The sequence below is a fragment of the uncultured Gordonia sp. genome (assembly GCF_937858515.1).
In the GTDB taxonomy this organism is placed as follows: Bacteria; Actinomycetota; Actinomycetes; order Mycobacteriales; family Mycobacteriaceae; genus Gordonia.
This window is the reverse complement of record NZ_CALLZT010000188.1, coordinates 35,059-61,427: the sequence shown is the minus strand read 5'-3', so window position 1 is coordinate 61,427 and position 26,369 is coordinate 35,059. Positions and strand designations below refer to the sequence as shown.

Below are 26,369 nucleotides of genomic sequence, written 5' to 3'. Positions count from 1 at the left end.
AGAGCACCAGGTTGTGATCCTGGCTGTCGCGGGTTCGAGTCCCGTCACTCACCCCAATCAAAAACCGGCCCTGACCTGCGGAAGCGCAAGTCAGGGCCGGTTCTTTTCGCGTTCCATGCAATAGGCGCCTGGGGCGAGAATGGCAAGTGTGCGGATCACGCTTGGGAGGGCGGGTAGTAAGTCTGACATCCTTCAGGAGTGCTCGCAGTGTCGGAACTCTCCAACGATGAGAAGGATCTGATCCTTGCTCTGAGCACCCGGAGTTGAGCCACGTCTCGACAGTCGTCACGACTGGCCTTTGATCGAATCCCCGACGGAGTCGCCGTGGAAGTCGTGGACCGGTATGTCAGCAGGCTCAGGCCTGGCCAGATGTGTGTGGACCCGATATGCCTCCAAAGCCGCACGGTGCTGCTCAGCGACGGACTCGTCGTTCCACGCGTCTATTCGCGCGAGGCTGCGTTCGGCCCATGCGTCGATGAACTCGGCGTAGGACCAGAGGAAGTCGTGGAGCATCGAGCGTGCGATGACGTATCGCTGCAACGGCGCGGAACCGCTGAGGTACTCGTCGCAGATGTGTTCGCCCAGCGTGAAGATCTCGCGGGCCCCGTCCTGAGACTGCCGGATGGCGGCCGCGAGGTCGTTCTGGTCACCGAAGGGCGCGAAGATCACCCGCAGGAGCGCCTCGAATTCCAACCGCGGCGGACGGGATTCGTCGCTCAGCCAGCGTCGCAGTTCATCGCGCCCGGCGTCCGTGATGGCGTAGACCGTCCGCGACCGCTTGCCTGTCGCCTCGGCCTCCGCGGTGGCCAGGCCCATCTCGACCAGCCGCTTGGGTTCGGCATACACCTGACTCTCGGCGCGAGGGAAGAAGTAGTGCACATTGCGGCGCATCTGGGCGGCGAGGTCGTACATGTTCCAGGGGCCCATCGCGAGGTGACCCAGGACCGCATAGGAGGTGGCGTTCAACTTCACTATTTACTCCGAATCATAGTATCGGATACTCTGGACAAGAGTATCCGACTGGACGTCAGGAGTAGGCATGACACATCCGGCGACGTTCTTGCTCGTCCACGGCTCATGGCACGGCCCGTGGTGCTTCGGGCCACTCATCACGGCGCTGAGCGAACGCGGCCGCACCGCGGTAGCCGTGGACCTCCCGTCGGTCGGCGACGATCCGGCAGCCCTCGGCGGATACGCGGACGATGCGGCGGCGATCACGGAAGCCGCCGCGGCGATCGACGGCCCCGTTGTGGTCGTCGCGCATTCCTACGGCGGAGCGGCGACTGCGGAAGCATCCTTCGGAGCGCACGTCGAGCGGTTGATCTACCTCGGGGCGTTCATGCCCGACACGGGTCGCTCGTACGTCTCCTACCTTCCGCCGGGGCCACCCCCGCCCTACGTCGGTCTCCGGGACGACGGCACCTTCGTGGTTCCGGACGGCCAGGCAATCGGGCACTTCTACGCCGACTGCACGCCCGACGTGGCCGCGTGGGCAGAGAGCCGACTGCGGCCCCAGTCGCAACAGGTCATGGCACCCGTCGTCACGCAGGCATCGTGGCGATCGACGCCGACCACCTACGTCGTGCTCACCGAGGATCGGGCGATCCCACCGGAGCTGCAACGAGAGTTCGCGACATCGGCCGACTCCATGGCGGAGTTCGCCGCCTCCCACTCACCCTTCCTGTCCCGGACGTCCGACCTGGCCGACCTGCTCGTGGAGATCGCCACGTGACTTCCGTTTTTAGGCCTGCTGCCTGGTGGTCAGCGTACCGACCACCAGCGCAGTGCCGGACCCATCCGGTTTCCGAGTTCGTCGGTGAGGCTGCGGATGTAGCTGGCGCTCAGGTGGTGCCAGTCCTTGTAGACGATGATGTTGCCGACGATCGCCGGGCAGAAGGTGGCCGTGCAGATGCCCCGCGTGAGGTCGATCTGGTGGAAGTTGCGCCGGGCCTTGGCCATCGGCGCCGCCGGGTCGGTCGGAGACAGGACACGGGCGCGCGGCGTGCCGCACGTCTGGGCGTTGCCGCCCTTCTGGAGGCAGATCGGGGTGTCGAGGGTGCGGCCGTTGGGGTACTTCGGCCACGGTGAATCGCGCACTCCCACAACTTGAATACCTGCGCGCAGGAACTTGTCGTACACCTGTACGTAGTCCGGCGGTGTCCAGTCGCCCGTCGCCCTGTCGCGGGGCCGGGTAGAGGTGGTGAAGACGACGTCGGGTTTGTCCTTGATGATCCGGGCCCACACGCGCCGATTCCAGTCGGCGCACTGCGGGTACGGTTTGCCCACGACCGTCGGGTTCGGGTCCGCCGACAGCGGGCACCCCATCTTGAGGTAGGTGGTGACCTTGAAACCGTGCCGCTTGCCCAGGGTGTTCAGCGCGGTGATCCACATCTCGGCGTGCGAACCACCGGCGAGGGCGATCGTCCGCTTGGCCCGCAAATCGCCGTAGCGGCCCACGTGGATCGCCGGATCCTTGAAGTCACTCATGAACCCGTCCGTCGAGGTCTCCGGGAAATCCTTGAAGACGTCGAACGCGTTGGGTTGCACCGGACGCGGCCGTACCTGCGCGCCGTAGAGGAGGGCACGAGCGCCCGGGTAGTCGACCGGATTGAGCGCGGTCGTGGTGACCTTGACGTCGCCGGAACCGACCTCGACAGGATTCTTCGCCGCTTCGGTACCTATCCACACGGCCGCGGTGGTGATCATCACCACCGCCATCATGGCCGACAGGCACCTGGCCCACACCCGTCGTCGTCTCTGCACCTCTGTACCCGGTGGTGCGTCGCCGAACCGCGACCCGCCGTGACGTATTCGTTTCTGTGCTGCCATCGGATCACCGACCTCGGGATGGACTCCGGCTGGAACACCCACAGTACAAGGGTGACGAAGAGTCTACCGAATACGGATAAATCGGACAACGGAGTAGCTGTCCCAGACAATCTCGCCGACAGTTCCGGAAAATCCGGAACCGCCGGCAAGGTACTGCATCAGGTGAAGCGGGTCATCCGGCCGACGGTGTCGGACAGGGCCAGCACCTCGTTGAAGCCGTCGACGACCGATTCGGCGAACAGTTCCGGGTCGGTGACGGCGGCGGCGTCGTAGTTGATGCCGATGCACGAGGTGCCGTTGTAGGTGACCATCGTGGCCATGATCGCGCAGCCGGGCAGCGGACCGAAGGCGAACATCCGCTCGACCTTGGCCCCGGCGACGTACGACTCCCATTCGATACCACCGACGTTGCTGGCCTGCAGGTCGTTGCGGGTGGTGGCGCCGCTGAACTGGCCCACGACCTGCCCCGGCAACCAGGCCAGCATCGGACCGACGTCGTGGAAGGCGTTGACCGCGGGCTCGTTGCGAGCGGCACGGATCTGTTCGCGCACGGTCAGGACCCGCTCGAACGGATCGTCGATGCCGGTGGGTCCGGCCAGTCGCCCGATCGATACCCGGGTCTCGTTCGGATTGTCCGGGTCGCGCACGACGATCGGCACGGCGACGGGAATCGCCTCCACCGGCTGGCCCAGACGCTGATGGTAGAGCCGCAGACCGCTCACCAGGCCGCCCAGGTACACCTCATCGACCGACGCGCGGATCTCGGCGCTCGCTGCCTCTATGGCCGCGAACGGCACCTCGACCGCCGCGAAACGCCACGACAGGCTGCGTTCGGCAAGCAGCGGCGATCCCGGCGGGCTGATCAGACCGGCGACTCGCGGCACCGAACGGCCGAACCGCAGCACCTGGCTCAGTGCCTTACGCGGGTCGGCGAGCGCCATCGCACCCCTGATCGCCAGGTCGATACGATGCGGGGCGCGCTGCACCTCGTGGGACAGTTGCCGCACCAGGATGTCGACGGCACCGGTGGTGCTCGGCGTGGGCGCCGGCGGCTGGGGCTTACCCGGCAGCGGCTCACGCTGTCGTGAATGTAGTTGCGCGAGAATCGAAATCGACGACATCGCACCGGTGAGTGCCTGGTGGGCCTTCAGGAGATAGGCGCCCCTACCGTCGGGGAGTCCGTCGATCAGGTACACCTCCCAGGGCGACCGTTCCGGATCGAGCGCGGTCATCGCCAATTGTTCGCACGTGGTGAGCAGTTCGCGGATCGAACCGTCCCCGGCCAGCCGCAGCCTGCGCACGTGGTAGTGCAGATCGAACTCCGGGTCGACCACCCAACTCGGGATACCCGTTCCCAGTGGGGAATCCACCACCCGCTGGCGCAGCCGGGGCAGCATCCGGCTACCCCACTCGTGCGCGGCGACCAGTCGGTCCCAGTCCGGTACGCAGTCGTAGATCTCGAGCATGCTGAGCGTGCCCCGATGGTGACGGTCGGAGTCACCACGCCAGAGCAGCGTGTCCATCGGGCTCATCTGGCCGTCGGCACCGAAATTCAGCGGCCGATCGTATTCCGACAGTTGCGAGTACGGACCCGCCGACGCCTGGTCACTCATCGAACACCCCTGAAGTCCTCGTCAGTCTGCCGTCGTCGAAGGCCTCTACCGGCCAGTCGGCAAGGGCCTTCACGAACATCTGCCGCACCTCGTCGGCGTGTTCACCCATCGTCTCGGCCGTCCACGACGACGTGTCCACCGGCGGCAGCACCCGCACCTCGACGGTGCCGGGTTTGATGAGTTGGTCTCCGCGCCACATCAATTCTCCGCTGTTGCGCAGCACGATCGGTACCACCGGCACCTGCGCCTGCATCGCGATGTGGAACGGACCCTTCTTGAACTTCCCCAGACGTGGTGTGGCCGAACGGGTTCCCTCGGGCGCGACCACCAGGCTCGCGCCGTCCTCGCGGAGCTTGCGGACAGCGGGCTCAAGCTGTTCGATCGCCTTGCCGGCGTCGGCCCTGTCGATGAACACCAGGCCGGCGGCGTCGAGGATGGGCCCGAGCAGCGGAACCTGTTTGACCTCCTTCTTCGCCACACCCGTCGCGTGACTGCGGATCAGGTGCACCAGCACCGGCAGATCGAGCTTGGACTGGTGGTTGAACACGAACACGCACGGCCGCGCCGACGTCAGATAGTCCTCACCGTCAAGCACTTTCACGCTCACCCCGGCCAGCGCCATGCCCACATCATTGCCGGTGGAGGCACCTGCCTGGATGGCTTCCTCGCTGTTGCCGCGGAGCAGACCGCCCAGCGCGCCGGCCACCGAACCGACCAGGAACGACCCGTAGAAGGCGCCGGTACGCACCGCCATCTCCCACTTGTTGTGGCTGGGATTGGTGATGTCGAGGATCGGCCAGCCGCGTTCGATGGCCACCGCACGCAGGCCGTTCTGCGGGGAGATCGCCGCCGGGTGGCCCACCGACTCCAGGTACGGCACGTCTTCGTTGCCGTCACTGTAGGCGAACGACGACGACAGGTCGAGGTCGTGCTCGTGCGCGAGGCGGCGCACCGCAGCCGCCTTGCCCGGACCCCACAGCGGACGGCCGAGGATCTCGCCGGTCACCACGCCGTCGATCACCTCGACGTCGGTGGCCAGGGCGTGATCGGCGTCGATCTCCTTGGCGATCGGTTCGATCTGGAATCTCGTGGCCGACGACGCGATGACGATCCGGTGCCCCATCTCGCGGTGGACCCGCAGCAGTTGCCACATCTGCGGCCGCAGTTTGGCCGCGGTCTCCTCCTTGAACAGCGTCGCACCGAAATCGAGGAGCTCGGCGTACGACTTGCCGGCGAAGGTCGGTTTGGTGGCACGCAGTACCTCGGCGTAGTCCTGCTCCGACTCGACGCCACGCAGGCCGATCAGCAGGAAGTCCAGTGCCTCCCCCAGGCCGAATTCGAGGCTGCGGACCCGCGCGCGGGCGATCGCCACCGCTGAGAACCCCTCGATGAGGGTGCCGTCGTAGTCGAAGAACGCCGCTACCTGCTTACCGGTGGGCGCCTCCCGGATCTCGCGGATGCGGTCGGCGATCGTGGTCATTCGCCGGCCGCCGTCCGGGCCGCGCGGCGCGCCTGCTCCGCCTCGATCTGGGCGATCCGCGCCAGTCGCTGTCTCATACCCTCCACCTCGGCCAGCCACGCTTTCCTGCGTTCGGCGACATCCTCGGTATCGGAGGGGCTGATCAGGCCTCGATTCTCGGCGAGCTGGTAGGCCGCGTCGTAGAGTTCTCTCGACACCGAATCCTTGCTCCGCACAACACCTTGCAGCACCAGCTGCCGCCCGAGCCCGAGACTTTCGATGAGCACCGTCTCCTTGTCGACCGAACTGTCGCCCGCCGCCACGAGCAGTTTGGCCACGACGAGCTGGGCATCGAAGAACGGTTGCAGGGTCCGCCGGGCGAACAGTTCGCCGGCGTGCCCGAGCAGAGTCTTATGGATACGCTCGGCGGTCGGCGGTTCGGTCCGCCAGTCGGCGGCGATGAGGTCGAGTTCGGCACCGAGGCGGTGCAGGAACTCATCCTTGGGCGGGAAGAAGAACTCGAACTTGAGCAGGTCACGGATCCGGAGCGCCTCGGCCTGCCCTGCCGTCAGGAACGCATCCCGCTCCAGATCGAACATTCCGTCGTCGGCCGCAAGCAACCCGAGTTCGATGATCGCGCGGTCGACGAAGTGGTGGATCGCACCGTTGCGGTAGTACGCGGCGATCGGATGATTGTTGGGGGTGATCGACCACACCTGATCGGTACCGCCGTCGAAGCGGGTGAGCACCCCGGCGTCGGTGAGTTCGCCGAGGGTGCTGAGTAGTCCGAGACCGCGACACGTGCTCGGGTCGGGCCCGGGCAGGCCACGGCGGTCGATATAGGACAGCAGCGGCGCGAGGATCTTCTCGATCTCGGCAGCCGTGTACGCCCGGTCCTCGGCACCGAGGATCGCGAAACCGGCCAGCGATGTCGCGGAAATCGGTGTGGCGGAATTGATCTCGTCCATCACCCGGAAAGCGACCTTTTCCAGCTGTGCCTTGCCCTCCCCCGCGTCGGCCAGTGCCTGACGCAACGAGAACGGCTCGCCGAAGCGCACTCGCGCATTGCCGAGATACTCACGCTGCTGCTTGGCGTAACGCAGCAGCCAGCCCAGGTCCTCGGGCCGCTTCTTGGCGCCGGCGGCTTCGGCGGCCATCGCGCCGATCTCGTGCAACTGGTCGTAGACGATCGAGGTGGGTACCACCATCACGTCGGCATCGTCGACGTGGGCGACGGCGTCGGCGACGTACGAGAGCAGGCCGAGCTTGGGCGGGCGGAGCTTACCGGTGCGGCTGCGGCCGCCTTCGATGTACCAGACGAGGTTGAACCGCTTCTCGACGATGAACGACAGGTACGAGCGCATCGCGAACTTGTACACCGGGTCGGAGCCGAACTTGCGGCGGATAAAAATGGTGCCCGCCCGTCGCGCGATCGACGACAACGGCCACAGCTGCAAATTGTCGCCACCGAGAACCAGGTTGGGCGGGAAGTCGTAGCGGCGTAGAACCTCTGCCAGGACGAACGGATCGACGTAAGAGCGGTGTGAGGGCAGGAACACCAGTCCGTGGGTCTTGTTCAGCGTGCGCAGGTGGCCCATCGTGTCCAGGTCCGCCGACACGGTCCAGGTACGTTCGTGCAACTGGCCGAGGATCGAGGACAGCACGTCGTCCATCAATCTGCTCTGGGTGGCGACGAAGGTGCCCATCTTGTCGGTGGCCTCGCGGACCACCGCCGCGGCCGGACGGCCCAGCTCGGCGGCGAGTTTGGCCGCGTTGGCCTGGAATCGGGCCGACGAACCTATCTGCTCGGCCACCAGACGCGGCACCTTGTAGCGATCACCCACCACCTGCCGCTCGGCACGCTCAGCCGCCAGCGACGCCTGCACCCCGACGAAGGCATCGAACGATTCCCCTTCGGCCGTTTGCTGCTGATAGCGGACCCGCAGATCCTCGACGCTCGCCGCGGCCCCCTGAACAACACGCACCCGGTCCGGGAACTTCCTCCGGATCGACTCCTGCCTGAAGGCGGGCGGCTTACGTGGATTGGACAGCACCAGGACGTCGGCCACCGACACCCGGCGTTCTCCCTTGCGTACCGGCGGCAACCACACGACGCGTGCCGGAATCAGCTCGGTGGTTTCGTCGGTGGCGGCGAAATCGACCTCGGCGAGCGTGCGCAACTGCGCATCGGGGTGGTTCGCCGCGGCCCATTCGGCCACCACTTGCCGCTCGCACGCGGTACGTACGTCCGCCAGCACTATTGACGCCAACGCCTGACCTCCCAGAGTTTGTGATGCACCGCACAGCCTAGCCCAGCGACGAACCTGTCTCCGTAACAACCGCAACGCCGTTGCCGAGCCGCTGTCGTTTCCGTCGATCAGAGCGCGTCGAGGTACTTCCATTCTCCGTCGACCCGCTCGAAACGACTGTGTTCGCGCAGCTTCGCACGTTCACCGTCGACACGATAGTGCGCGGTGAACATCACTTCACCTGTCCTCTCGAACGGCGTTCCCCCACCGGCCGAATGGACGTCGAGACGGTACCAGTCGAGCGTGTCGTCGAGGTCCAGGACCTGCGGTCTGGTCGTCGGATGCCAACTGTCCAGCAGGTAGCCGGCATTTCCGACGGCGAACGCGGCGAACCGGGACCGCATCAGCGCCTCCGCTGTGCCCGCCCGTCGGGAACCGGCCAGCAGCGGACCGCAGCACTCGCCGAACACATCGCCGGAGCCACAGGGACATCGATCGGAATCGGAAACACGTCTGCTCATCGGTCGCCAATGGTAGAGCCCGCCCGGTCAACCGGCCCGCTGTGGGACTCGACTATCAGTGAGATTCGGCCGGACAGGTCGGTTCGGTCCCGATATCGTGTGCGGACGAGTGAACGAACGCGATGGGGGCTGCGGTGGACAGTGATGCGCGGGCACGCGGGATGTCGCGGCGAAGGTTTCTCGGTAGCACGCTCGCGGCGACAGGTGTGGCGGCAGGACTGAGCACAGTCGCCGGCCCTCGGGCCGGGGCCTCGCCCACCGCGCGCACCTACGACGCCGTCGTTGTCGGCGGTGGACTGTCGGGGCTGGCCGCCGCGACGACCCTACGCAGGTCGGGCGCGTCGGTCGTCGTGCTGGAGGCCCGGTCCCGGCCCGGTGGCCGTGTCCACAACATCTCCACTCCCGGACTCGGCGCCACGGTCGACGCGGGCGCAGAGTTCATCGGACCCACCCAGAACCACATCGCCGCGCTCACCCGCGAGCACGGCATCGACACAATCCGCACCTACAACCGCGGCGACAGCCTGTTCTGGCACAGCGGAACAGCTCTCCGGATGCCGGCCGACGTGCCGCTGCCGCTGCATCCGGCGCTCGCCGAGGCCGGTCCGGCACTGCTGCGCGCGACCGCCGACTCACTCGCCGGGTTTCCTGTGGGCCAACCGTGGAAACATCCGGACGCCCAGTACCTGGACTCGATCACCTGGGCCCAGTACGTCAACCGATTCGCCCGGTCCGACATGGCACGCAACATGACCTCGATCGCGATGTCGGCGGCGCTGTCGGTCCGCCCGGACGAGGTGTCGGCGCTGTACTACCTCAACTACATCGCGTCCTCCGGCGATGAGAACAACCCCGGCACCCTGGTGCGGCTGCTGAGCACCGACGGCGGCGCCCAGGAACGGATGCTGGTAGGTGGCGCCGCGCGCATCCCGATCATGATGGCCGCTGCACTGGACGAGCGGATCGTCTACAACGCCGCGGTGCGCTCGATCGACACCACCGCCGGCCACGCCGTCGTGCACTCGGACGCGGGCACCTTCACCGGGCACAAGGTGGTCGTCGCGATGTCGCCCGCCATCTGCGACCAGATCGACTTCCGTCCCGGGCTGCCGGCAGCCCGTCGTGAATTGCAGAGGGGCTACCGAATGGGGTCCGTCGCCAAGTTCTCCGCCGTGTACAAGCGTCCGTTCTGGCGGGAGAAGGGCATGTCGGGACAGGTGTTCGGCAACGGCCGGCCCATCGACGTCACTTTCGAGAGCCACACCGAGGGACACCACATCCTGATGGGTTTCATCTCCGCCGACGCGATGCGACGGCTCGATCACGCTCCGATGTCGCAGCTGGCGCGTGAATGCGTGGCGAACTTCGCCGACTACTTCGGCCCCGACGCCCGCGATCCGCTGGACTACGGCGTGTTCAAATGGGACCTCGAACCGTGGTCGCGGGGTGGCCCGGTCGCGGTCAGCTCACCGCGGACCCTCACCCGATACGGTGCAGCGCTGCGCGCGAGCGTGGGGCCGATCCACTGGGCCGGAACGGAAACCTCGGACTACTGGACTGGCTATATGGACGGCGCGGTACGGTCCGGGAAGCGTGCCGCCGGAGAAGTGCTCGCCGCACTCTAGGTCGGTAATCCGGCCGAGCATCACCCTCACGGCAAATCGCCGTGTACGAAAGGACCGCACACCATGGATGTGAGCCGCAGGACGGTCATCGCGGGGACCGCAGCCGGCGCCGTCGCCGCCGGCACGTTCTCCGCTCTGGGTCCGGCCCCGGCCGCCGCCACCTCCGACGGCTACCTGGTCGGCTGCGGACGCGCGGACATGACCGGCGCGATCGCCGGCCAGGGAATGATGGGCTACTCCGACACCGAGCAGGTGACACAGGGACTACGGCAGCGCTGCTGGGCCCGCGCCTACGTGATCGTCGATGCGTCGACGGGCGAGCGGGTGGTCTTCGTCAACGCCGATATCGCCTGTATCTTCCAGTCCCATCACATGGGTCTGATGCCCCGGCTGCGCAAACGTTTCGGGGGGCTGTACGCCGAGCGCAATGTGAACCTCAATGCCACCCACAACCACAACTCGTGCGGCGGTACCGCCTGGGATTTTGCATATTCCATCGCCGCGTTCGGTTTCAAGAAGAACTCCTACGAAGCCGAGGTAGACGGCTTGTTCCGGGCGATCGTGGCCGCCCACGACAACCTCGCACCTGGCACCGTCAGCATCGGCCGCGGCGAACTGCACAACGCCAGCCGCAACCGCTCACGTGGCGCGTTCGACCTGAATCCCAAGGCCGACCGGGCCCATTTCCCGAACGCGATCGACCCGCAGGTCACGGTGCTGCGGCTGCGGCAGGGCGGCAACGACATCGGCGCCATCACGTGGTTTCCCACCCACGGCACATCGCTGACCGACGCCAACAGGCTGATCTCCGCCGACAACAAGGGCTACGCGAGCTACCTGTGGGAACAGGACCAGCCCGGGGTGATCGCCTCGTTTCCGCAGACCAACGCCGGTGACATGACGCCGAACCTGAACCTGATCAAGATGCGCCCGTCGGGTCCCACCGACGATCACACCCGCAACTGCGAGATCATCGGCCGACGCCAGTACGACGCCGGTCGTGCCGCGTACTCACGGTCCACACCGATGGGCCGTGGGGGCGTCGACGCGGTGATCCGCTACGTCGACATGTCGGCGGTACGTGTGAGCGGAGATTTCACCCCCGACGGTCGCCCCGCGGCGACGACTCCGGCGATGTTCGGGGCTTCCGCTGCGGCCACGAGCACCGAGGACAACACACGTTCCCAGTTGGCGTTCCTTCAGGAGGGCGCGAAGAATCCGCTTGTTCACCGGTTCGGCGCGACGAGCGAACCCTCCATCGCACCGTGGATCCGAGACATGCAGTCCCCCAAGCTGATTCTGGTTCCCCTTGGCCTGTTGCCACCATCGCCGTGGGTTCCTCATGTGGTCCCGCTGCAGATCATGCGGATCGGTCAGCTCGTGCTGGTGGCGGTGCCCGCCGAGATGACGATCGTGGCCGGGTTACGCCTGCGAAAGGTCGTCGCCGACGCGATGCGGGTGGCCGTCGACGACGTTCTGATTCAGGGCTATTCCAATGCCTACACGCAGTACGTGACCACTCCCGAGGAGTACGACGCCCAGCAGTACGAGGGCGGTGAAACGATGTACGGTCGCTACACGTTGCCCGCCTACCTGCAGGAATTCGATGCGTTGGGTTCGGCGCTGCGCTCAGGACGTGATCTGGGCCGCGGCCCGGCGCCGCTCGACAAGTCAGGATTCCAGCCGGACCTGCTGCCGCCCGTTCCGTCCGATCGTCCGGTCGCCGGCCACCGCTTCGGCGACGTATTGACCCCACCCCGTGCCGCCTACCGGACCGGCCGGACGGTGACGGTGCGGTTCGTCGGAGCCCACCCGAACAACGACTTCCACACCGGCGGCACCTACCTCGACGTGCAACGCGCCGACGGTCCGGAATGGGTCACCGTCGCCGACGACAACGACTGGTCGACGACGCTGCGCTGGGCACGTCCGGGCGGCAGCACCGACACTTCCGTGATCACCGTCGAGTGGACGATCCCCGACGACGCCGCCGGCCGCTACCGGATCCGCTATCACGGCGACTGGCGCGCCGCATCCGGAAAGCTGACCCCGTTCACCGGCACGACCCGCACCTTCGTCGTCCGCTGAAACGCGTACGCGGTGGATCAGCGGCCGGTGGTCGGCTCCGATCCACCGCGTAACGGTACTGATGACTGTCAGGCGTTGCCCTTGGACCACGTGCTCCACGGGATGTTCCAGTCGCCGAGACCGTCCGTGCCGGGCAGTGTTCCGCCGGCGGTGTTGCGCACCTCCACCGGGTCGCCACGATAGGTGTTGTCCATGACCCACTTGGCGTTGTCGGGGCTCAGGTTGAGGCAACCGTGGCTGGTGTTGGTGTTGCCCTGTGCCCACACCGACCAGGGTGCCGAGTGGAAGAAGATGCCGCTATAGGACATGCGTGTCGCGAAGTCGACCGGAGTGCGGTAGCCGTCGGCGGAGCTGACCGGAACACCATAGGTCGACGAGTCCATCACGATGTGGTCGTGTTTGTCGGCGACGATGTAGATGCCGTTGTCGGTATAGGCGCCGGGCTTGCCCATCGACGTCGGCATCTCCTTGATGACCTCACCGTTCTTGCGGAACGTCACCATCTTGGTGTTGTCGTCGGCGGTGATGAGCATTTCGCGGCCGATGGTGAAGTTGGTACTTACGTTCTCCTGGCCGAACAGTCCGTCACCGAGGTTGACTCCGTAGGTGTTGACCTTGACCGACACCTTGGTACCCGGCTTCCAGTAGTTCTTGGGGCGCCAACGCACCTCGGAACCGGAGATCCAGTAGAAGGCCCCCTCAACACGGGGAGTGGTGGTGATGTGGATGGACCGCTGCGCGACCTTGCGGTTGGGGATGACCTCGTCGAACTTGACGGCGACGGGCTGGGCGACACCCACCTCCTCGCCGCGGCTCGGAGTCAGGTACGCCTGCGTGAGCAGATCGGGGGCGCTCGTCGTGAATGAGACACTCTTGCTGCTGGTGCCGCCGACGCCGACAGCATCCGCCTTGAGGGTGTAGGTCTTGCTGTAGCCGAGCGGCTCGCTGATGGTCCACACACCGTTGACGACTTTGCCTTTGACGGGTGAGCCGTCGGCCTTGTCGATGCGTACCTTGGTGACCGAGCCTTCGGTGGCTTTGACGCTGATCGGGCTGACGGGCGAGATACCGATCGACTGATCGGCCACCGTCTTGGCCTTGGCGCCCTCGGTCACCTCGATGCCCGGTTTGAGCATGTCGTCGAAAAGGCTCGAACTGGTCACCTTGTCCGTGTACTTGGGATCGTCCGAGCAACCCGCCGACACCATGACGAGCGCGGTGATCATCGTGACCAACACCACGCCCGAACGCCGCACTGTACCGGAACCCGTCGTCCCGGAACGCCCGAAGCTCATCTGCAACTCCAACCTTCTCACTCCGCCACCACCGGCACCACAGGACCGCTCACTCCCATGACCAGTGCTTATGCCGAAAAAATCATCGCCACCCCGCCGGATGCCGATACCTGCTCAATTGTACGAGACTTCGGCCGCCAACCTTCCATCCATGTCATTCGACGACGGCGACCCGGTCTAGCACGGTGCGGTCCTCGACGGCGTGCCGGTGGTGCGTTCAACCGCTGGCAGGGAATGGACCGGTTCTATGCCCAAGTGCAACGCGCGCTTGTCGACCCCGACTCGGTTACGGACGAAGCGATCGATGTTGCTGACGCACTACTCTCGGCAGTGTCGCACGAGCTTCAATCCGAGTTCGTCATGTGGCGTGGGGTGAGGTCCACGCACGCAACCTTCGGAGTGAATGCTGATGAGTTGGAGGACGTTGCCGGTGACAGAAGTGCTGTCGGTCGGTTTATGGCCGGATCACTCAACCGCGAGGTCGCAGAGAATGAATTCACGGTGCCCGAGCTCCGGGGCGGCGCAGCCCTGATGCGCGTTCGGTTAGCTCCGGGCGTCCGAATCGGATGGCTTCCAAGTGCGGGTGTCGCTGATCTCGCGTATCAGCAGGAAGCGGGCCAGAAGTAGATTCGCGGCCTGTGGCTGTCGCGGACCGCCTGACAGATCTACAGATGCCATGAGCCTCGGATCATCCGCATATTTAGCAGAGGGCGCCGACGTCGTCGAAATCTTCCCCAACCCGGCAGCGTTCCTGCGGCTGGCCACCGCTGTGGTCATCGAACAACACGACGAATGGCAAGTGACCCGACGTGACGTCTCCGACGTCTCCATGGACGAACTACGCGCGGTCATCGCCGCCAAAGAGCGCGCAGCCGCCACCTCGATTGCTGCTCCCGCAGCAATCAGCTAACGTTCGCCACGCCTCGTTGATCATCTACATGAACTGATCCGAAGTCCATCACTCCACGGGGCTCCATCTTTCGGGGTTCCGACCACCGTCGTGGGCGTACAACGCCGCCCGGAGCACCATGACGATCGTCTGGTCTGGTGACGTCGATGACAGCGACCTGATCCACCTCGGCGTGGCCAATGCCGGCGGAGTCTCCGGCAAAGGTGGCACGACTTACGGCGGCACCACCCACATCGACGTCAACCCCGACTGATGGGCCCCGACGCGACGCGTCACGAGATCGTTTTCCGTAGGGTGCGGCGAATCGTTTTCAGTGGGTAAGCCGTGGGTCGACCCCGCCAACGAGATAGCCCCTCACCTGTTTGTCCAGGTGAGGGGCTATCCTCGGTGCGCCATCAGGGACTCGAACCCCGAACCCGCTGATTAAGAGTCAGCTGCTCTGCCAATTGAGCTAATGGCGCTCGGCCTTGCGAGATGAAACCTTACATGGAGGCTTGCGAAAAAGTGAAATCGTATCGCTGACCTGCGGTTTCACCCATTCTGAAGCTAGGTGACGACCTTCTTCACGACCACGACGGTGACCACGACGCCGGCGCCGATGAGGGTGTACTTGACGGCCGGGGAGTTGAGGGCGGCGATCACCCGGGACTTGGCGTCGTCGGCAAGGCGCTGCGGGTTGGCGCGCACCGCGAGGGCGTCGAGGGTCTTGGCCAGGTCCTCGCGAGCCGCCGCGATCTCTTGCTCAATGCGTTCGGTATCGGCCACGTCATCCTCCAGGCGCCGCTAGTGCAGTCATCGGTCATAGTCACTGGTCACGGTCACCGGTCACGGTGCACTGATCAGGTCACATTGCAGACTACGGTATCGGTCGCCTCGCGATGAGCTACGCGCCGGACACGGCCCGATCGTATGCTCGCACGTGTCGCGCGGCGCATGCACTAGCCTGCCTGTATGGCTGAAACGACGCGGTTGGCGCCCGGTGACAGGGCGCCCGCCTTCACCCTTCTCGACGCTGGGGAGAACCCGGTCTCGTTGTCCGACTATGCCGGACGCAAGGTGATCATCTACTTCTACCCCGCCGCGATGACCCCGGGCTGCACGAAGCAGGCGTGCGACTTCCGCGACAATCTCGCCGAGCTGAACGACGCCGGTATCGCGGTGATCGGCATCTCCCCCGACAAACCGGCCAAGCTCGCCAAGTTCGTTGAACGTGACGAGCTGACGTTCCCGCTGCTCAGCGACCCCGAGAAGAAGGTCCTCACCGAGTGGGGTGCATTCGGCGAGAAGAAGATGTACGGCAAGGTAGTCAACGGTGTGATCCGCTCGACATTCCTCATCGATGAGAAGGGCACCGTCGAGGTCGCCCAGTACAACGTGCGTGCCACCGGTCACGTCGCCAAACTGCGGCGCGATCTGTCGGTCTGACCCGTAGCGGAATGCCGGACACCGAGCTGCTCGTTCCCCGCAAACGCCCCACCCAGGAACGCAGCAAACGCAAGTTTCAGGCGATGCTCGGCGCCGCCCGCGAACTGCTGATCGAGGTCGGCGTCGAGTCGCTGACATGCGAGGAGATCGCCGTCCGCGCCGAGGTACCGATCGGCACGCTGTATCAGTACTTCGCCAACAAGTACGTAATCGTCTGCGAGCTCGACCGGCAGGACACGGTCGCCGTCCGTGAGGAGCTGGCCGCGTTCGCCGGCGGGGTGCCCTCGCTCGAATGGCCGCATCTGCTGGAGAAGTTTCTAGATCACCTCGCCGCACTGTGGCGTAACGATCCGTCGCGCCGCGCGGTGTGGCTGGCGGTGCAGTCGACGCCGTCGACGCGACTGACCGCCACCCAGAACGAACGTCTGCTCGCCGAGCTCGTGGCCCGCGCACTGGCACCGCTCACGCCGTCGCAGCGGGGCCGTCGCGAGATGATGTCGCAGGTGCTGGTGCACACCACCTACTCGCTGCTGAGCCTGTCGGTGCAGGATGTGACGCAGCACGAGGAGATCGTCGCCGAACTCAAACGGATGCTGGCCGGCTACCTGCTGCTGGAAGAGTCCGTCGCAGAAGGTAGCTGACCGGTCAGCCTTGCGACGGCGCATCCTCCAGGATGGCGACGGCGGCGGCGGTGTCGCCGTCGTGGGTGAGTGAGACGTGGACGACGGTGTCGCGCAACAGGTCCGCGATCTCACCGCCGAGCCGGATGGCGGGGCGGCCCCAGTTGTCGGTGACCACCTCGATGTCGCTGTGCCGGATCACCGGCAGCAGCGGTTTGCGGCCGTAGCGGCTCACCGACCACGCCTTGATCACCGCCTCCTTGGCGGCCCACCGGGCGGCGAGATGCAATGCGTCATCGCCGGTTCCGACGCCGGCATCACGACGCTCCCGTGTGGTGAAGCGGTCACCGAAGGTGGTGCCGGCCTGCGCGAGTTGCTCCTTGAAGCCGGGGACCGACACGATGTCGATCCCCACGCCCAATACGCTCATCGCACCGACCCTACGCCGTACTCGCCCGATGCACCCAGGCGTGCCGAATCATCGAGCAGCAGTGCGGATTCGGCGTCGTGCTCGTCGTGGTCGGCGTCGAAACGACGGCCCGACGGGCGCGTGTAGGCGGCTTCGCCACCGCACATCGCTTCCAGCAGACGCTGGTTGCCCAGGCGCTCACGCTCGGCGGCCCGCTCGCGGTAGTCGTCGGCGACGGCCGGATCCAGTGTCGCCACAAAGGCTTCCGGATGGACCACCGCGACGAGCCCGGACACGTGACCGAAGCCGAGGCTGGTGAGCAGACCTGCCTTGAGCGGGAAACGCTCACCGAGGTGCAGGGTGTCGCGCGCCCACACCAGGTGCGGGTAGTCGGCCATCTTCTCGTCGACGCAGTCGAGGCTGCGGTTGGGCGGGATCACCCCGTCACGCAGCACCTGGCACAGCCCGATCAGCTGGAAGGCCGCCGCGCCGCCCTTGGCGTGACCGGTCAACGACTTCTGCGACACCACGAACAGCGGTGCGCCCTCGCTGCGGCCGATCGCCGAGGCGAGCCGTTCGTGCAGTTCGGACTCGTTGGGATCGTTTGCGCGGGTGGAGGTGTCGTGTTTGGAGATCACCGCCACCTCGTCGGCGCTTACCCCGAGGGTGGCCAGCGCACCGGCCAGCGGCGAGGTGAGCCCGCCGCGGGCCGCGCCGAGCGCGCCGAGTCCTGGTGCCGGGATGGAGGTGTGCACGCCGTCGCCGAAGCTCTGCGCCCACGCCACCACACCGAGGACCGGCAGTCCCATCTGCGCGGCCACGTCGCCGCGGGCCAGCAGAATCGTTCCGCCGCCCTGCGATTCGACGAACCCGCCGCGGCGCCGGTCGTTGGCGCGGGAGTAGCGACGTTCGTCGATGCCGCGTGCGGCCATCTTGGCCGATTCGGCGGTGGCCGACATGTCACCGAACCCGACGATCCCCTCGATGCCGAGGTCGTCGAAACCGCCGGCGACGGCGAACAGTGCCTTGCCGAGCCGGATCTTGTCGACACCTTCCTCCACCGACACTGCGGCGGTGGCACACGCGGCGACCGGGTGGATCATCGCGCCGTAGCTGCCGATGTAGGACTGCACCACATGTGCGGCAACGATATTCGGCAGTGCCTCTTGCAGGATGTCGTTGGCCTTGGCCTCACCGAGCAGGGTGTTGATGTACAACTCCCGCATCGAGGTCATACCGCCCATGCCGGTGCCCTGGGTGTTGGCCACCAGGCCCGGGTGCACCCACCGCATCAGTTCGGCGGGCGTGAAGCCCGACGACAGGAATGCGTCGACGGTGGCGACGAGGTTCCACAGCGCGACCCGGTCGATGGATTCGACCATGTCGGGGGTCACGCCCCAGCGGGTCGGGTCGAAACCCGTCGGGATCTGGCCACCGACGCTGCGGCTGAGCTCGAACTGTCGCGGCACCCGGATCTCGGTGCCGGCCAGGCGGGTGACCTGCCATTCGCCGGACTCGGCGTCGAAGGTGACGCGGGTCTTGTCGGGGGCGGTGGCGGCGAAGGCGCGTGCCTCGGCCTCCGAACCGACCGAGAAGGTGAGGTCCTCGTCGAGGAACACAGAGGTGAGCAGCGGCGAGGTGTTGTCCACCATCGCGCCGTCGTCGGCGTAGCGGCGGATGCCACAGCGTTCGACGACCTCGTCGTGATAGCGGTCGGCGATCTCCGACTCCGGCACCGGATCACCGGAAGCGGTGTCATACCAGCCGGGTTTGGGTGCGGTGTCCCAGTGGATCAGTCCGGTGTTCCAGGCCAGTTCGAGAACACCTGCGGCCGAGAGCTTTTCGTCGACCTCCATCTCGAAGCGGGTGCGCGCCGATCCGTATGGGCCGACTTCGCCGGCACCGACGATCACCACGAGGTCCTCGGGCGTGGCGTCGATCGGCGCCCACTCCGGACGCATCGACGCACGGGCCCGGGCCGGGGCGGGCAGGGCCGCGACGGTGTCGGTCTCGGCTTCGGCCACTTCGGCGACAGGCTCGGCGGCGGCCTCTTCCTGTGCCGCGGCGGCCAGCGCCTTGAGGTCGATGGCGTCCGGGTCGAGACCGCCGGTGAAGTCGGCGACCACAGGGGCCTCGGCGGCCTGCGCCCGCTGTTCCGGGGTGCACACACTGAGCAGGTTGGCGGCCATCTCTGCGGTGCTCCAGGTACGCACACCGGCCTCTTCGACGGCATCCACCAGCGGATCGTTGTGACCCATCAGACCGGTGCCGCGGACCCACCCGATGAGGGCGTGGGCCAGGGTGGTCCGGCGCTTCCAGGAGTCCTCGACGTTCCAGCGCGCCACCACCGCGTCGAGCGCGGCCTTGGCCTCGCCGTAGGCGCCGTCACCGCCGAACATGCCGCGGTTGGGAGAGCCGGGCAGCACCACGTGCAGCCGGGCCGCGAGATCGTGGTCGGCGTGGATGTCGGACAGGCCGGCGATCAGCCGCTCAACCGACCACAGCAGCACCTTCATCTCCAGCTCGGCGCGGGCGCCTGCGTCGGTGAGGTCACCGGCCACGCGCGGCGCGGCGAACGGGAACAGCATCGTCGGCTTGAGTGTCGGTTTGACGACAGCGGTTGTGCTGCCGAGGTTTTCGGTCTGCTCCGAACCGATCCACGACACCAGGTGGTCGACGTCGGTGTAGGAGGCCATGTTGGCCGGTGCCACCCACAGGGCCGCGCCGCAGCGGGCGTGGGTGCGGTACAGCTCCTTGTAGAAGCCGAGCCGGTCGGAGTCCAGCCGGGACGTGGTGGCCACGACCGTGGCACCACCGGCCAGCAGCCCGCCGACGACGGCCGCAGCGATCGAACCCTTGCTGGCGCCGGTGACGACGGCGATCTGGTCGGCGTACTCACCGTCGGCCTGCTCGCGGGCGGCCTCGGCGATCTGTGCGTACACCTGCGCGAGCGGCTCGTTGCCGGCCGCCTGCGCCTTCTGCTGCCACCAGGCGGCGTGTTCGGCGACGACCTCACCGGCGCCGGCGAACCGGCCGGCGATGTCGGTGTCGAGGTCGGCGGCGTCGGTGAGCCACAACCGCACCAGGTCCTCGCGGCTGGTGGCCCAGCGGTCGTCGACCAGGACCACCTTCTGCTCATCGAAGGCCGGTGCGACGGTGCGCGCCCAGTCGGAGCCGAGTTCGGCGCTCACCAGCGCGGCGATGGCCGCGTCCGGGTTCTCCTCGACCGCCGGCGTGCCCTCGGTGTCCGTCAGGCCCAGCTTGACCAGCACCGTCTGTGCGGCGGCCGCCAGCACACCGGAGCGGCCGGTGATCTGTTCGGCGAACTCGCCGAGCGCCGCGGCGTCGACCGTGCCGCCGCCACCGGATTCGGAGGCGGGTTTGCTCACGGCGATGCCCTTGTCGGCTCCGACGGCGGTGACGGCACGGTCGATCAGCGCGTCGAGCGCGTCGGCGTTGGCCAGTGCGCCGTCGAGCAGGGCACCGAGGTCACCGCCGCGGACGCTGGCACCTTCGCGGGTGCCCATCGCCAGGGCGACGACGGTGTGCAGTCCCCAGCCGGGGCCGAGCTGCCACACCTTCTCCACCCGGTCTGTGATGTAGGACTGACGCTTACCCAGCGGCCCCATCACCTTGCGGATCTGTTCGGCAACGGCGTCGGTGAGCACGGGACCGAGCGGCCGGTAACCGCGGGCAAGGGTCTGCACCGTCGACGACAGCGCCACCATGTCGGCTTCAGCGGCACCGTCGATGGCGCCCAGGCCCAGTTCGCCGCCGATGTCCAGGAGCAGCTGATTGCGTCGTGAGGACACGCCGTCGCACAGCGCCTCGATGGTGTCGGCGGCGCCGATCTGGTCGACGCCCATCTTGGTCCACATCGCGATGACGGCCTTGACCGCGTCGGCGGGACCGAACGAGATGTCTTCGGGCCGTGGGCCGCTCGACACCGCGGCCGGGGCCGGGGCAGCCACGGGGACGGCAGCGGATTCGGTTGCCTGCGGCGCACTTTCGGCAACCGCCTCGACGGGCTCGTCCTCTTCGGGTTCGACGCCGGCGTCCTGCGCCAGGATAACGGAGGTGTCACGTTCGAGGTTGAGCACCTCGGCGGTCGCCGACGCGTAGTCATCGAGCTTGAGCGTGTTATTGGCCAGGCCGGCGAGGGTGGGTGCACTCTTCACACCGATCTCGACGAACCGCTGGGTGCCTAGACCGTCACGCTCACGCGGGGCGAAGAGCAGTTCCTGGGTCTCGATCCAGCGGACCGGACTGGCGAACTGCCACGCGAGGAGTTCGATGAGCACGACGCGCACCAGTTCACCCGGTCGGTCGGCCCAGCTGTCCCAGTCGGCGAGGACGTCATCGAGGGGTACGGACGGCACCAGATCGGCGATCTCCTCGATGAACACTCGCTCGAGGGAGAACAACCGCGGCACCAGATTCGGGATGTAGTGCCCGACAAGGATTTCCGGATCGATGTGGGCGGGCAGCAGATCGTCGAGCTTGGTACGGAATTCCGGCACGCCGGCACGCAACACCGTCGAATGGAACGGCACATCGATGCCGGGCACCAGAATGAACGACCGCTTGCCACCGAATTCCGCACGACGGCGGTCGATTTCGGCTTCGAGACTTTCCAGGCCCCGCACGGTGCCGGCGATCGCGTACTGCGAGCCGAGCAGGTTGAGGTTGACCACCTCAAGGAATTCACCGGTCTGCGCGGACATATCGTCCACGAATGCGGTCACCTCGGCATCGGCGAGACCGAATTGGCTGGGACGGATGGCGGCCATGCGGTAGTCGCTACGGCCCTTGTCGTCTCGCGGAACCAAATGGTGCATCGCCTCACCACGCTGGAACACCACCTCCAGTACCGCTTCGAGCGGGAGCACTCCGGCGCAGGCGGCGAGGGCATTGTACTCGCCGACCGAATGGCCGCAGGTGATGGCACCGCCGACGAAGCCGCCGGATTCCTTGAGTTCGGCGATCTGTGCGACACCGAGCGTGGCCATCGCAACCTGGGTGAACTGCGTCAGGTACAGCACGCCGTCGGGATGGTTGTAGGTGGTGCCACCGGCCACGAGCGTGGTCGGGTTGTCGCGGACGACGGCCAGGATCGAGAAGCCCAGCGCGGCGCGGGTGTGCTTGTCGGCGCGGTCCCACACCTCGCGTGCGGCCTTGGACCGGGATCGGGCGTCCAGACCCATCCCCTTGGACTGGATGCCCTGGCCGGGGAAGGCGTACACGGTGCGCGGTGCGGCGAGCAGACCGGTCGCGCTCATCACCAGGTTGTCGCCCACCTTGGCACTGACCTCGACGACCTCCCGGCCGGCATCGAGGCCGACGCGGTCGACGCGGATGGCGATGCTGTCGCCGGTGCGGACCATGCCCAGGTAGCGGGCAGTCCAGCCGAGCAGCGGCCGCGGCGACGGGACCGGGTTCTTGACGTCGGTGGCGGTGACCACCTGCTGCGCGGCGGCCGAGAGCCACATGCCGTGCACGATCGGGTCGCCGAGCCCGGCGAGCCGGGCCGCGATGGCGTCGGTGTGGATGGGGTTGCGGTCGCCGGAGACCGCAGCGAATCCGCCCATGTGACCGGGCGCGGTGATGGTGGCCTGACGCAGCAGCTTGCGGGTGGCCTGCTGTTCGGTGTCGGCGGCACCGCCGGCGCGGACCGGATCGGCGAGTTCGGCTGAGCCCAGACGGCCACGGACCGCGAAGCGTTCAGCCAGGTGCGCGACAGGCGCACCGCCGTCGGTGATGTCGACGCTCACCTCGATGACGCGACCGACCTCGGCGTCGTACACGCCGCCGAGGGCCGCCGTCACCACCAGATCGGCAGCGGTGGTGGGGATCTGGCCGGTGAGCTCGATCGCATGGTCGAGGTGCACCAGGTCGAGCAGCCCTTCGACCACCGGCTCACCGGCGTCGGTGCGGGCCGCACCGATCACACTGAACACCGACGGCCAGCACGCGCCGACGAGGGTGTCGGGCACGGCGAAACCGAACGGCTGGATCGGGGTGGTGGGGGTGAGATTCGCAGGCAGGGTGTAGCCGGTGACCGCGGCATGGTCGGCGACCGAGTCCGGGTTCCAGGCGAAAGTCGTGGTGCTCACGCCCGCCTCGACATCGGCCAGGCTGCCACCGGCGGCGACGGTCAGGATCGCGGTCATCGCCGACGACGCGTCGTCGGCGCCGATCAGCGGGTTGCCACCGTCGGTGATCGCCTCGGTGGCATGCAGCGGGATGCGGATGGTGGTGCCGGAGACGGGCACGACGAGATCGAAGCGGCCACTTCCCGCGCGTTCCAGGACGGCCCCGGTAGGTGCGTGTTCAGCACGGTCGGGGTCGACGACCACCCAGCGGCCACGATCGCCGATCACGGTGGCCGGGTTGGGCACGATACGTCCGGCCCACTCGACGTCGTCGGCCTCCAGGATCGCGGCGACGGCGCCCTCGCCGGAGATGACCCCAGCACGCTTGCGGCCGTCGACCGGGATCGGCTGGCCACCGGCCGCGGCCAGCTCGGCGGTCACCTGAGCCTCAAATCGGTCGAGCAGTTCCCCGACGGGCTCGTCGACGCGGGTGATACCCGCGACGGCGACGGGGCCGGGGATGATGCACACCTCGTCGGCCGAGTAGCGGGCGTCGTGGGCCTGCCACAGCGAATCGCTACGCCACCAGCGGCGCACGTCCTTGTCGATGACGGGCACGAAGTTGACGGGCTTGCCGGGGGTGCGGCACAGCTCGAAGAAGAAGGCGACGTCGGCCGGGTGCAGGATGTCGGCCTCGGCGGCCGGGTACACGCTGATCAGTACATCGAGCGCGGCATGTGGGTCGTCGGTGCTCGACACCGCGCCGAACATGGTGGGTACCTCGCCGCGGTCGGCGGGAGCCATCCGGGCCTCGGTGCGCTGGAGCATGTCGGCGAACCGGGTCTGCCAGGTGATGTCGGCCCACGGCAGCTGGTCGGAGCGGCCGTCCCCCACGGCGAGGGTGGCGTAGCGCTCGAGCCACTCGCGGTAGGTCATCCCGGCGACATCGCCGAAGTAGGGCTTGGCCGTGTGCGAGAGAGCCTCGATGATCTCCTCGCGACGGTCGGCGACGGCATCGGCATCGCCGGCGACGTCGTCGAGCAGGCGTCCGCAGCGGGACGCGGCGTTGTCGACCTCGTGGATGTCGGCGCCGAGCTGGCTGCGCCCGGAGGCCATGCCCGCGGTGGCGTGTCCGGCGCCGATCCATTCGTCGCAGCCGACGGTGTCGACGAGCAGTTGCTTGACCTCGGGGGCGGTGGTGGCCTCCTTGGTGGCCATCGCGGCGGTGCCGATGAGGATGCCGTCGAGCGGCATCTTGGGATAGCCCAGGTTCTCCGACCACACGCCGGTCAGGTATTCGGCGGCCCGCTCGGGTGTGCCGATGCCACCGCCGACGCAGATCACCACGTTCGGGCGGGCGCGCAACTCGCCGTAGGTGGCCAGCAGCAGGTCGTCGAGGTCCTCCCACGAATGGTGCCCGCCGGCGCGGCCACCCTCGATCTGCACAATGATCGGATGATTCGGGACCTCGGCGGCGATCCGCACGACGGCGCGGATCTGCTCGACGGTGCCCGGCTTGAACGCGACATACCGCAGACCCGCCTCGACGAACTCGTCGACGAGCGCGACGGCGTCGTCGAGTTCGGGGATGCCGGCGGACACGATCACACCGTCGAGCGGTGCGCCCTGGGCGCGTGCCTTCTGCACGATGCGCTTGCCGCCGAGCTGCAGCTTCCACAGGTACGGGTCGAGGAACAGGGCGTTGAACTGCGCCTCGCGACCCGGCTCCAGCAGATCGGTGAGGGTGGCGATGTTGTGGGCGAAGATCTCCTCGGTGACCTGACCACCGCCGGCGAGCTCGGCCCAGTGTCCGGCGTTGGCGGCTGCGGCGACGATCGCGGGGTCGACGGTCGTGGGTGTCATACCGGCGAGCAGCATCGGTGAACGTCCGGTCAGCCGGGTGAATGCGGTCTCCACCACGGTACGGCCGTCGGGCAGTTCCACCAGGATCGGATCGAACTGCGACCAGGGCGCCGCCACCTCGGGAATTCCACCGGGGCTGAACAGGTTTCGCTGCCCCACACGCAGCGCGGCCGGGACCAGGCCGACGCCCCGGCCACGGACCAGACCCGACGTCAGGCGCGTCGCCAAGTCCGAGGGACCGAAATCCAGGATCCAGCGAGAGCCGCCCGCGACCACCTCGTCGATGATCGACACCCAGTCCACGTGGTTGACCAGAACGTCGGCGGCCAGGCGACCGGCCATCGCGCGGTCGATACCGCAGTCGTCGGCCCACTGCGCCACCATCTCGACGGCCTCGGCCAGCGACGGGTGATGGAACGCCAGCGAGACGGCGAGGTCGTCGAACTTGGGCGTGAACGGCGCGCCGCCGGTGAGCTTGCGCTTGCGCCGGTCGGCCTCGGCGGCGGCGATCTGCTCGCAGCGTGCCCGCAGGGCTTTGAGATGGCGCGGTGCGCCGGCGACGATGACGGCGGTGCGGCCGTTACGGATGGCGACAACCGGCTCGGTTCCCAGATCACGGTCCCCGAGGCCCGCGCGATAGTCGGCGAGGATCGCGTCGACACGTTCGGGGGTGGCGTTGCCGATCGCCATCATCGGAGTGCCGTCGGAGGTGGCGGCCAGTCCGCGCCGGCGGGCGACGATGGTCCCCGCCGCGCCGATCAACTGTGCCAGGGCCAGCAGCACACCCGCGCCCACTCCGGCACCGTCGTTGGCGATCGCCTCGGTGGCCAGCACCCCCTGAGAGTGCCCGACCACCGATGTCGGCGGGATGGCGGTGGTGTCGAGACCCTGTTTGGCGAGCGCGTCGATGGCGGCGAGTTGCGCAAGCAGAACACCGGGAACCGACAGAGTCGCATCCGCAAGCGCGATGTCGGTGGGTACCTCATCGCCGGCGTCGTGTGCACGGACCCAGGTGAGCGGGTGGAAGCCGTCGGGCCGGGCGATCGCCAACTTGCCGGCCACGGGTGCGATCAACCGTTCGGCGGCGTCGACGTACTTGCCGATCCGGTACTCGAGGTCGGCGTCGACGACCAGTTCGGCGAGCGTGGGCAGCCACGGCGCACCCTGTCCACCGAAACTGATCGCATACGGTTCACCGGCGGCGATCCGGTCCGTCAGTGTGCCGGAGGGTCGGGAACCACTGGCGGTTCCCAGCTGGCCGGTGCGGATGTGATCGACGGTCACGGGTTCTCCTCATTCGGGGCTGTGTGATCAGACGTTCGGGGTGATCGGACATTCGGGGTGATCGGACGTTCGGGCACGCGTCATCGC

Annotated in this window: 17 protein-coding genes, 1 tRNA gene and 1 pseudogene; 8 read left to right on the top strand and 11 right to left on the bottom strand. The window is 67.2% G+C overall.

The features are described from left to right. Positions 1 to 285 precede the first annotated feature (285 nt). Positions 286 to 972 (bottom strand): PadR family transcriptional regulator, encoded by a 687-nt coding sequence (locus tag Q0627_RS18395; RefSeq protein WP_291020473.1) that lies wholly within the window; start codon positions 970 to 972, stop codon positions 286 to 288. 67 nt (positions 973 to 1,039) lie between these two features. Here Q0627_RS18395 and Q0627_RS18390 point away from each other — a divergent pair, with 67 nt between their 5' ends. Continuing rightward, positions 1,040 to 1,732 carry an alpha/beta hydrolase gene (locus tag Q0627_RS18390; RefSeq protein ID WP_291020471.1) on the top strand — a complete coding sequence of 231 codons (693 nt, stop codon included), beginning with the start codon at positions 1,040 to 1,042 and terminating at the stop codon, positions 1,730 to 1,732. Between the two features lie 29 nt (positions 1,733 to 1,761). Here the strand turns inward: Q0627_RS18390 and Q0627_RS18385 are convergent, their stop codons facing one another. The 5 genes from Q0627_RS18385 to Q0627_RS18365 form a co-directional block, all read right to left on the bottom strand. Then, positions 1,762 to 2,871: an SGNH hydrolase domain-containing protein gene (locus Q0627_RS18385; protein WP_324383473.1), complete on the bottom strand. Its 1,110-nt coding sequence runs from the start codon at positions 2,869 to 2,871 to the stop codon at positions 1,762 to 1,764. A gap of 116 nt (positions 2,872 to 2,987) precedes the next feature. After that, positions 2,988 to 4,442, bottom strand: a complete 1,455-nt coding sequence (locus Q0627_RS18380) for a wax ester/triacylglycerol synthase domain-containing protein (RefSeq protein WP_291020469.1) — start codon at positions 4,440 to 4,442, stop codon at positions 2,988 to 2,990. Next, on the bottom strand, positions 4,435 to 5,922 hold the full coding sequence (locus Q0627_RS18375) for an HAD-IB family hydrolase (protein ID WP_291020467.1): 1,488 nt from the start codon (positions 5,920 to 5,922) through the stop codon (positions 4,435 to 4,437). The genes Q0627_RS18380 and Q0627_RS18375 overlap by 8 nt, the downstream gene beginning before the upstream one ends. Further along, on the bottom strand, positions 5,919 to 8,171 hold the full coding sequence (locus Q0627_RS18370; RefSeq protein WP_291020465.1) for a glycerol-3-phosphate 1-O-acyltransferase: 2,253 nt from the start codon (positions 8,169 to 8,171) through the stop codon (positions 5,919 to 5,921). Before Q0627_RS18370 ends, Q0627_RS18375 begins: the two co-directional genes overlap by 4 nt. 107 nt (positions 8,172 to 8,278) lie before the next feature. Next, positions 8,279 to 8,671: a YchJ family protein gene (locus tag Q0627_RS18365; protein ID WP_291020463.1), complete on the bottom strand. Its 393-nt coding sequence runs from the start codon at positions 8,669 to 8,671 to the stop codon at positions 8,279 to 8,281. 161 nt (positions 8,672 to 8,832) lie between these two features. On the opposite strand from Q0627_RS18365, the gene Q0627_RS18360 reads away from it, so the two are divergent. After that, on the top strand, positions 8,833 to 10,296 hold the full coding sequence (locus Q0627_RS18360) for an FAD-dependent oxidoreductase (protein WP_298811836.1): 1,464 nt from the start codon (positions 8,833 to 8,835) through the stop codon (positions 10,294 to 10,296). A gap of 63 nt (positions 10,297 to 10,359) precedes the next feature. Further along, positions 10,360 to 12,384: a neutral/alkaline ceramidase gene (locus Q0627_RS18355; RefSeq protein WP_298811833.1), complete on the top strand. Its 2,025-nt coding sequence runs from the start codon at positions 10,360 to 10,362 to the stop codon at positions 12,382 to 12,384. 68 nt (positions 12,385 to 12,452) lie between these two features. Here Q0627_RS18355 and Q0627_RS18350 read toward each other — a convergent pair whose 3' ends face one another. Continuing rightward, positions 12,453 to 13,679: an Ig-like domain-containing protein gene (locus Q0627_RS18350; protein ID WP_291020457.1), complete on the bottom strand. Its 1,227-nt coding sequence runs from the start codon at positions 13,677 to 13,679 to the stop codon at positions 12,453 to 12,455. A gap of 57 nt (positions 13,680 to 13,736) precedes the next feature. Here Q0627_RS18350 and Q0627_RS18345 point away from each other — a divergent pair, with 57 nt between their 5' ends. The 3 genes and pseudogenes from Q0627_RS18345 (at position 13,737) to Q0627_RS18335 (ending at position 14,842) form a co-directional block, all read left to right on the top strand. Beyond that, positions 13,737 to 14,306: a hypothetical protein gene (locus Q0627_RS18345; RefSeq protein WP_291020455.1), complete on the top strand. Its 570-nt coding sequence runs from the start codon at positions 13,737 to 13,739 to the stop codon at positions 14,304 to 14,306. An 85-nt stretch (positions 14,307 to 14,391) separates the two neighbouring features. Then, positions 14,392 to 14,589, top strand: a pseudogene (locus tag Q0627_RS18340) (transposase); the annotation flags it as partial. A 118-nt stretch (positions 14,590 to 14,707) separates the two neighbouring features. Beyond that, on the top strand, positions 14,708 to 14,842 hold the full coding sequence (locus tag Q0627_RS18335; RefSeq protein ID WP_291020453.1) for a hypothetical protein: 135 nt from the start codon (positions 14,708 to 14,710) through the stop codon (positions 14,840 to 14,842). A gap of 135 nt (positions 14,843 to 14,977) precedes the next feature. Here the strand turns inward: Q0627_RS18335 and Q0627_RS18330 are convergent. Then, a tRNA-Lys gene (locus Q0627_RS18330) sits at positions 14,978 to 15,050 on the bottom strand. A gap of 85 nt (positions 15,051 to 15,135) precedes the next feature. Continuing rightward, positions 15,136 to 15,354, bottom strand: a complete 219-nt coding sequence (locus tag Q0627_RS18325) for a DUF3618 domain-containing protein (RefSeq protein WP_291020451.1) — start codon at positions 15,352 to 15,354, stop codon at positions 15,136 to 15,138. Between the two features lie 186 nt (positions 15,355 to 15,540). Here Q0627_RS18325 and bcp point away from each other — a divergent pair, with 186 nt between their 5' ends. Both bcp and Q0627_RS18315 read left to right on the top strand, forming a co-directional pair. Beyond that, positions 15,541 to 16,014, top strand: coding sequence for a thioredoxin-dependent thiol peroxidase (bcp, locus tag Q0627_RS18320; protein WP_298811829.1), 474 nt, complete (start codon positions 15,541 to 15,543; stop codon positions 16,012 to 16,014). Between the two features lie 11 nt (positions 16,015 to 16,025). Continuing rightward, complete coding sequence (locus Q0627_RS18315; protein WP_298811827.1) at positions 16,026 to 16,655, top strand: TetR/AcrR family transcriptional regulator; 630 nt, start codon at positions 16,026 to 16,028, stop codon at positions 16,653 to 16,655. Between the two features lie 4 nt (positions 16,656 to 16,659). On the opposite strand, the gene Q0627_RS18310 is transcribed toward Q0627_RS18315, so the two are convergent. Beyond that, on the bottom strand, positions 16,660 to 17,064 hold the full coding sequence (locus Q0627_RS18310; protein ID WP_291016551.1) for a holo-ACP synthase: 405 nt from the start codon (positions 17,062 to 17,064) through the stop codon (positions 16,660 to 16,662). After that, on the bottom strand, positions 17,061 to 26,282 hold the full coding sequence (locus Q0627_RS18305; RefSeq protein ID WP_298811825.1) for a type I polyketide synthase: 9,222 nt from the start codon (positions 26,280 to 26,282) through the stop codon (positions 17,061 to 17,063). The genes Q0627_RS18310 and Q0627_RS18305 overlap by 4 nt, the downstream gene beginning before the upstream one ends. Positions 26,283 to 26,369: the final 87 nt, after the last annotated feature.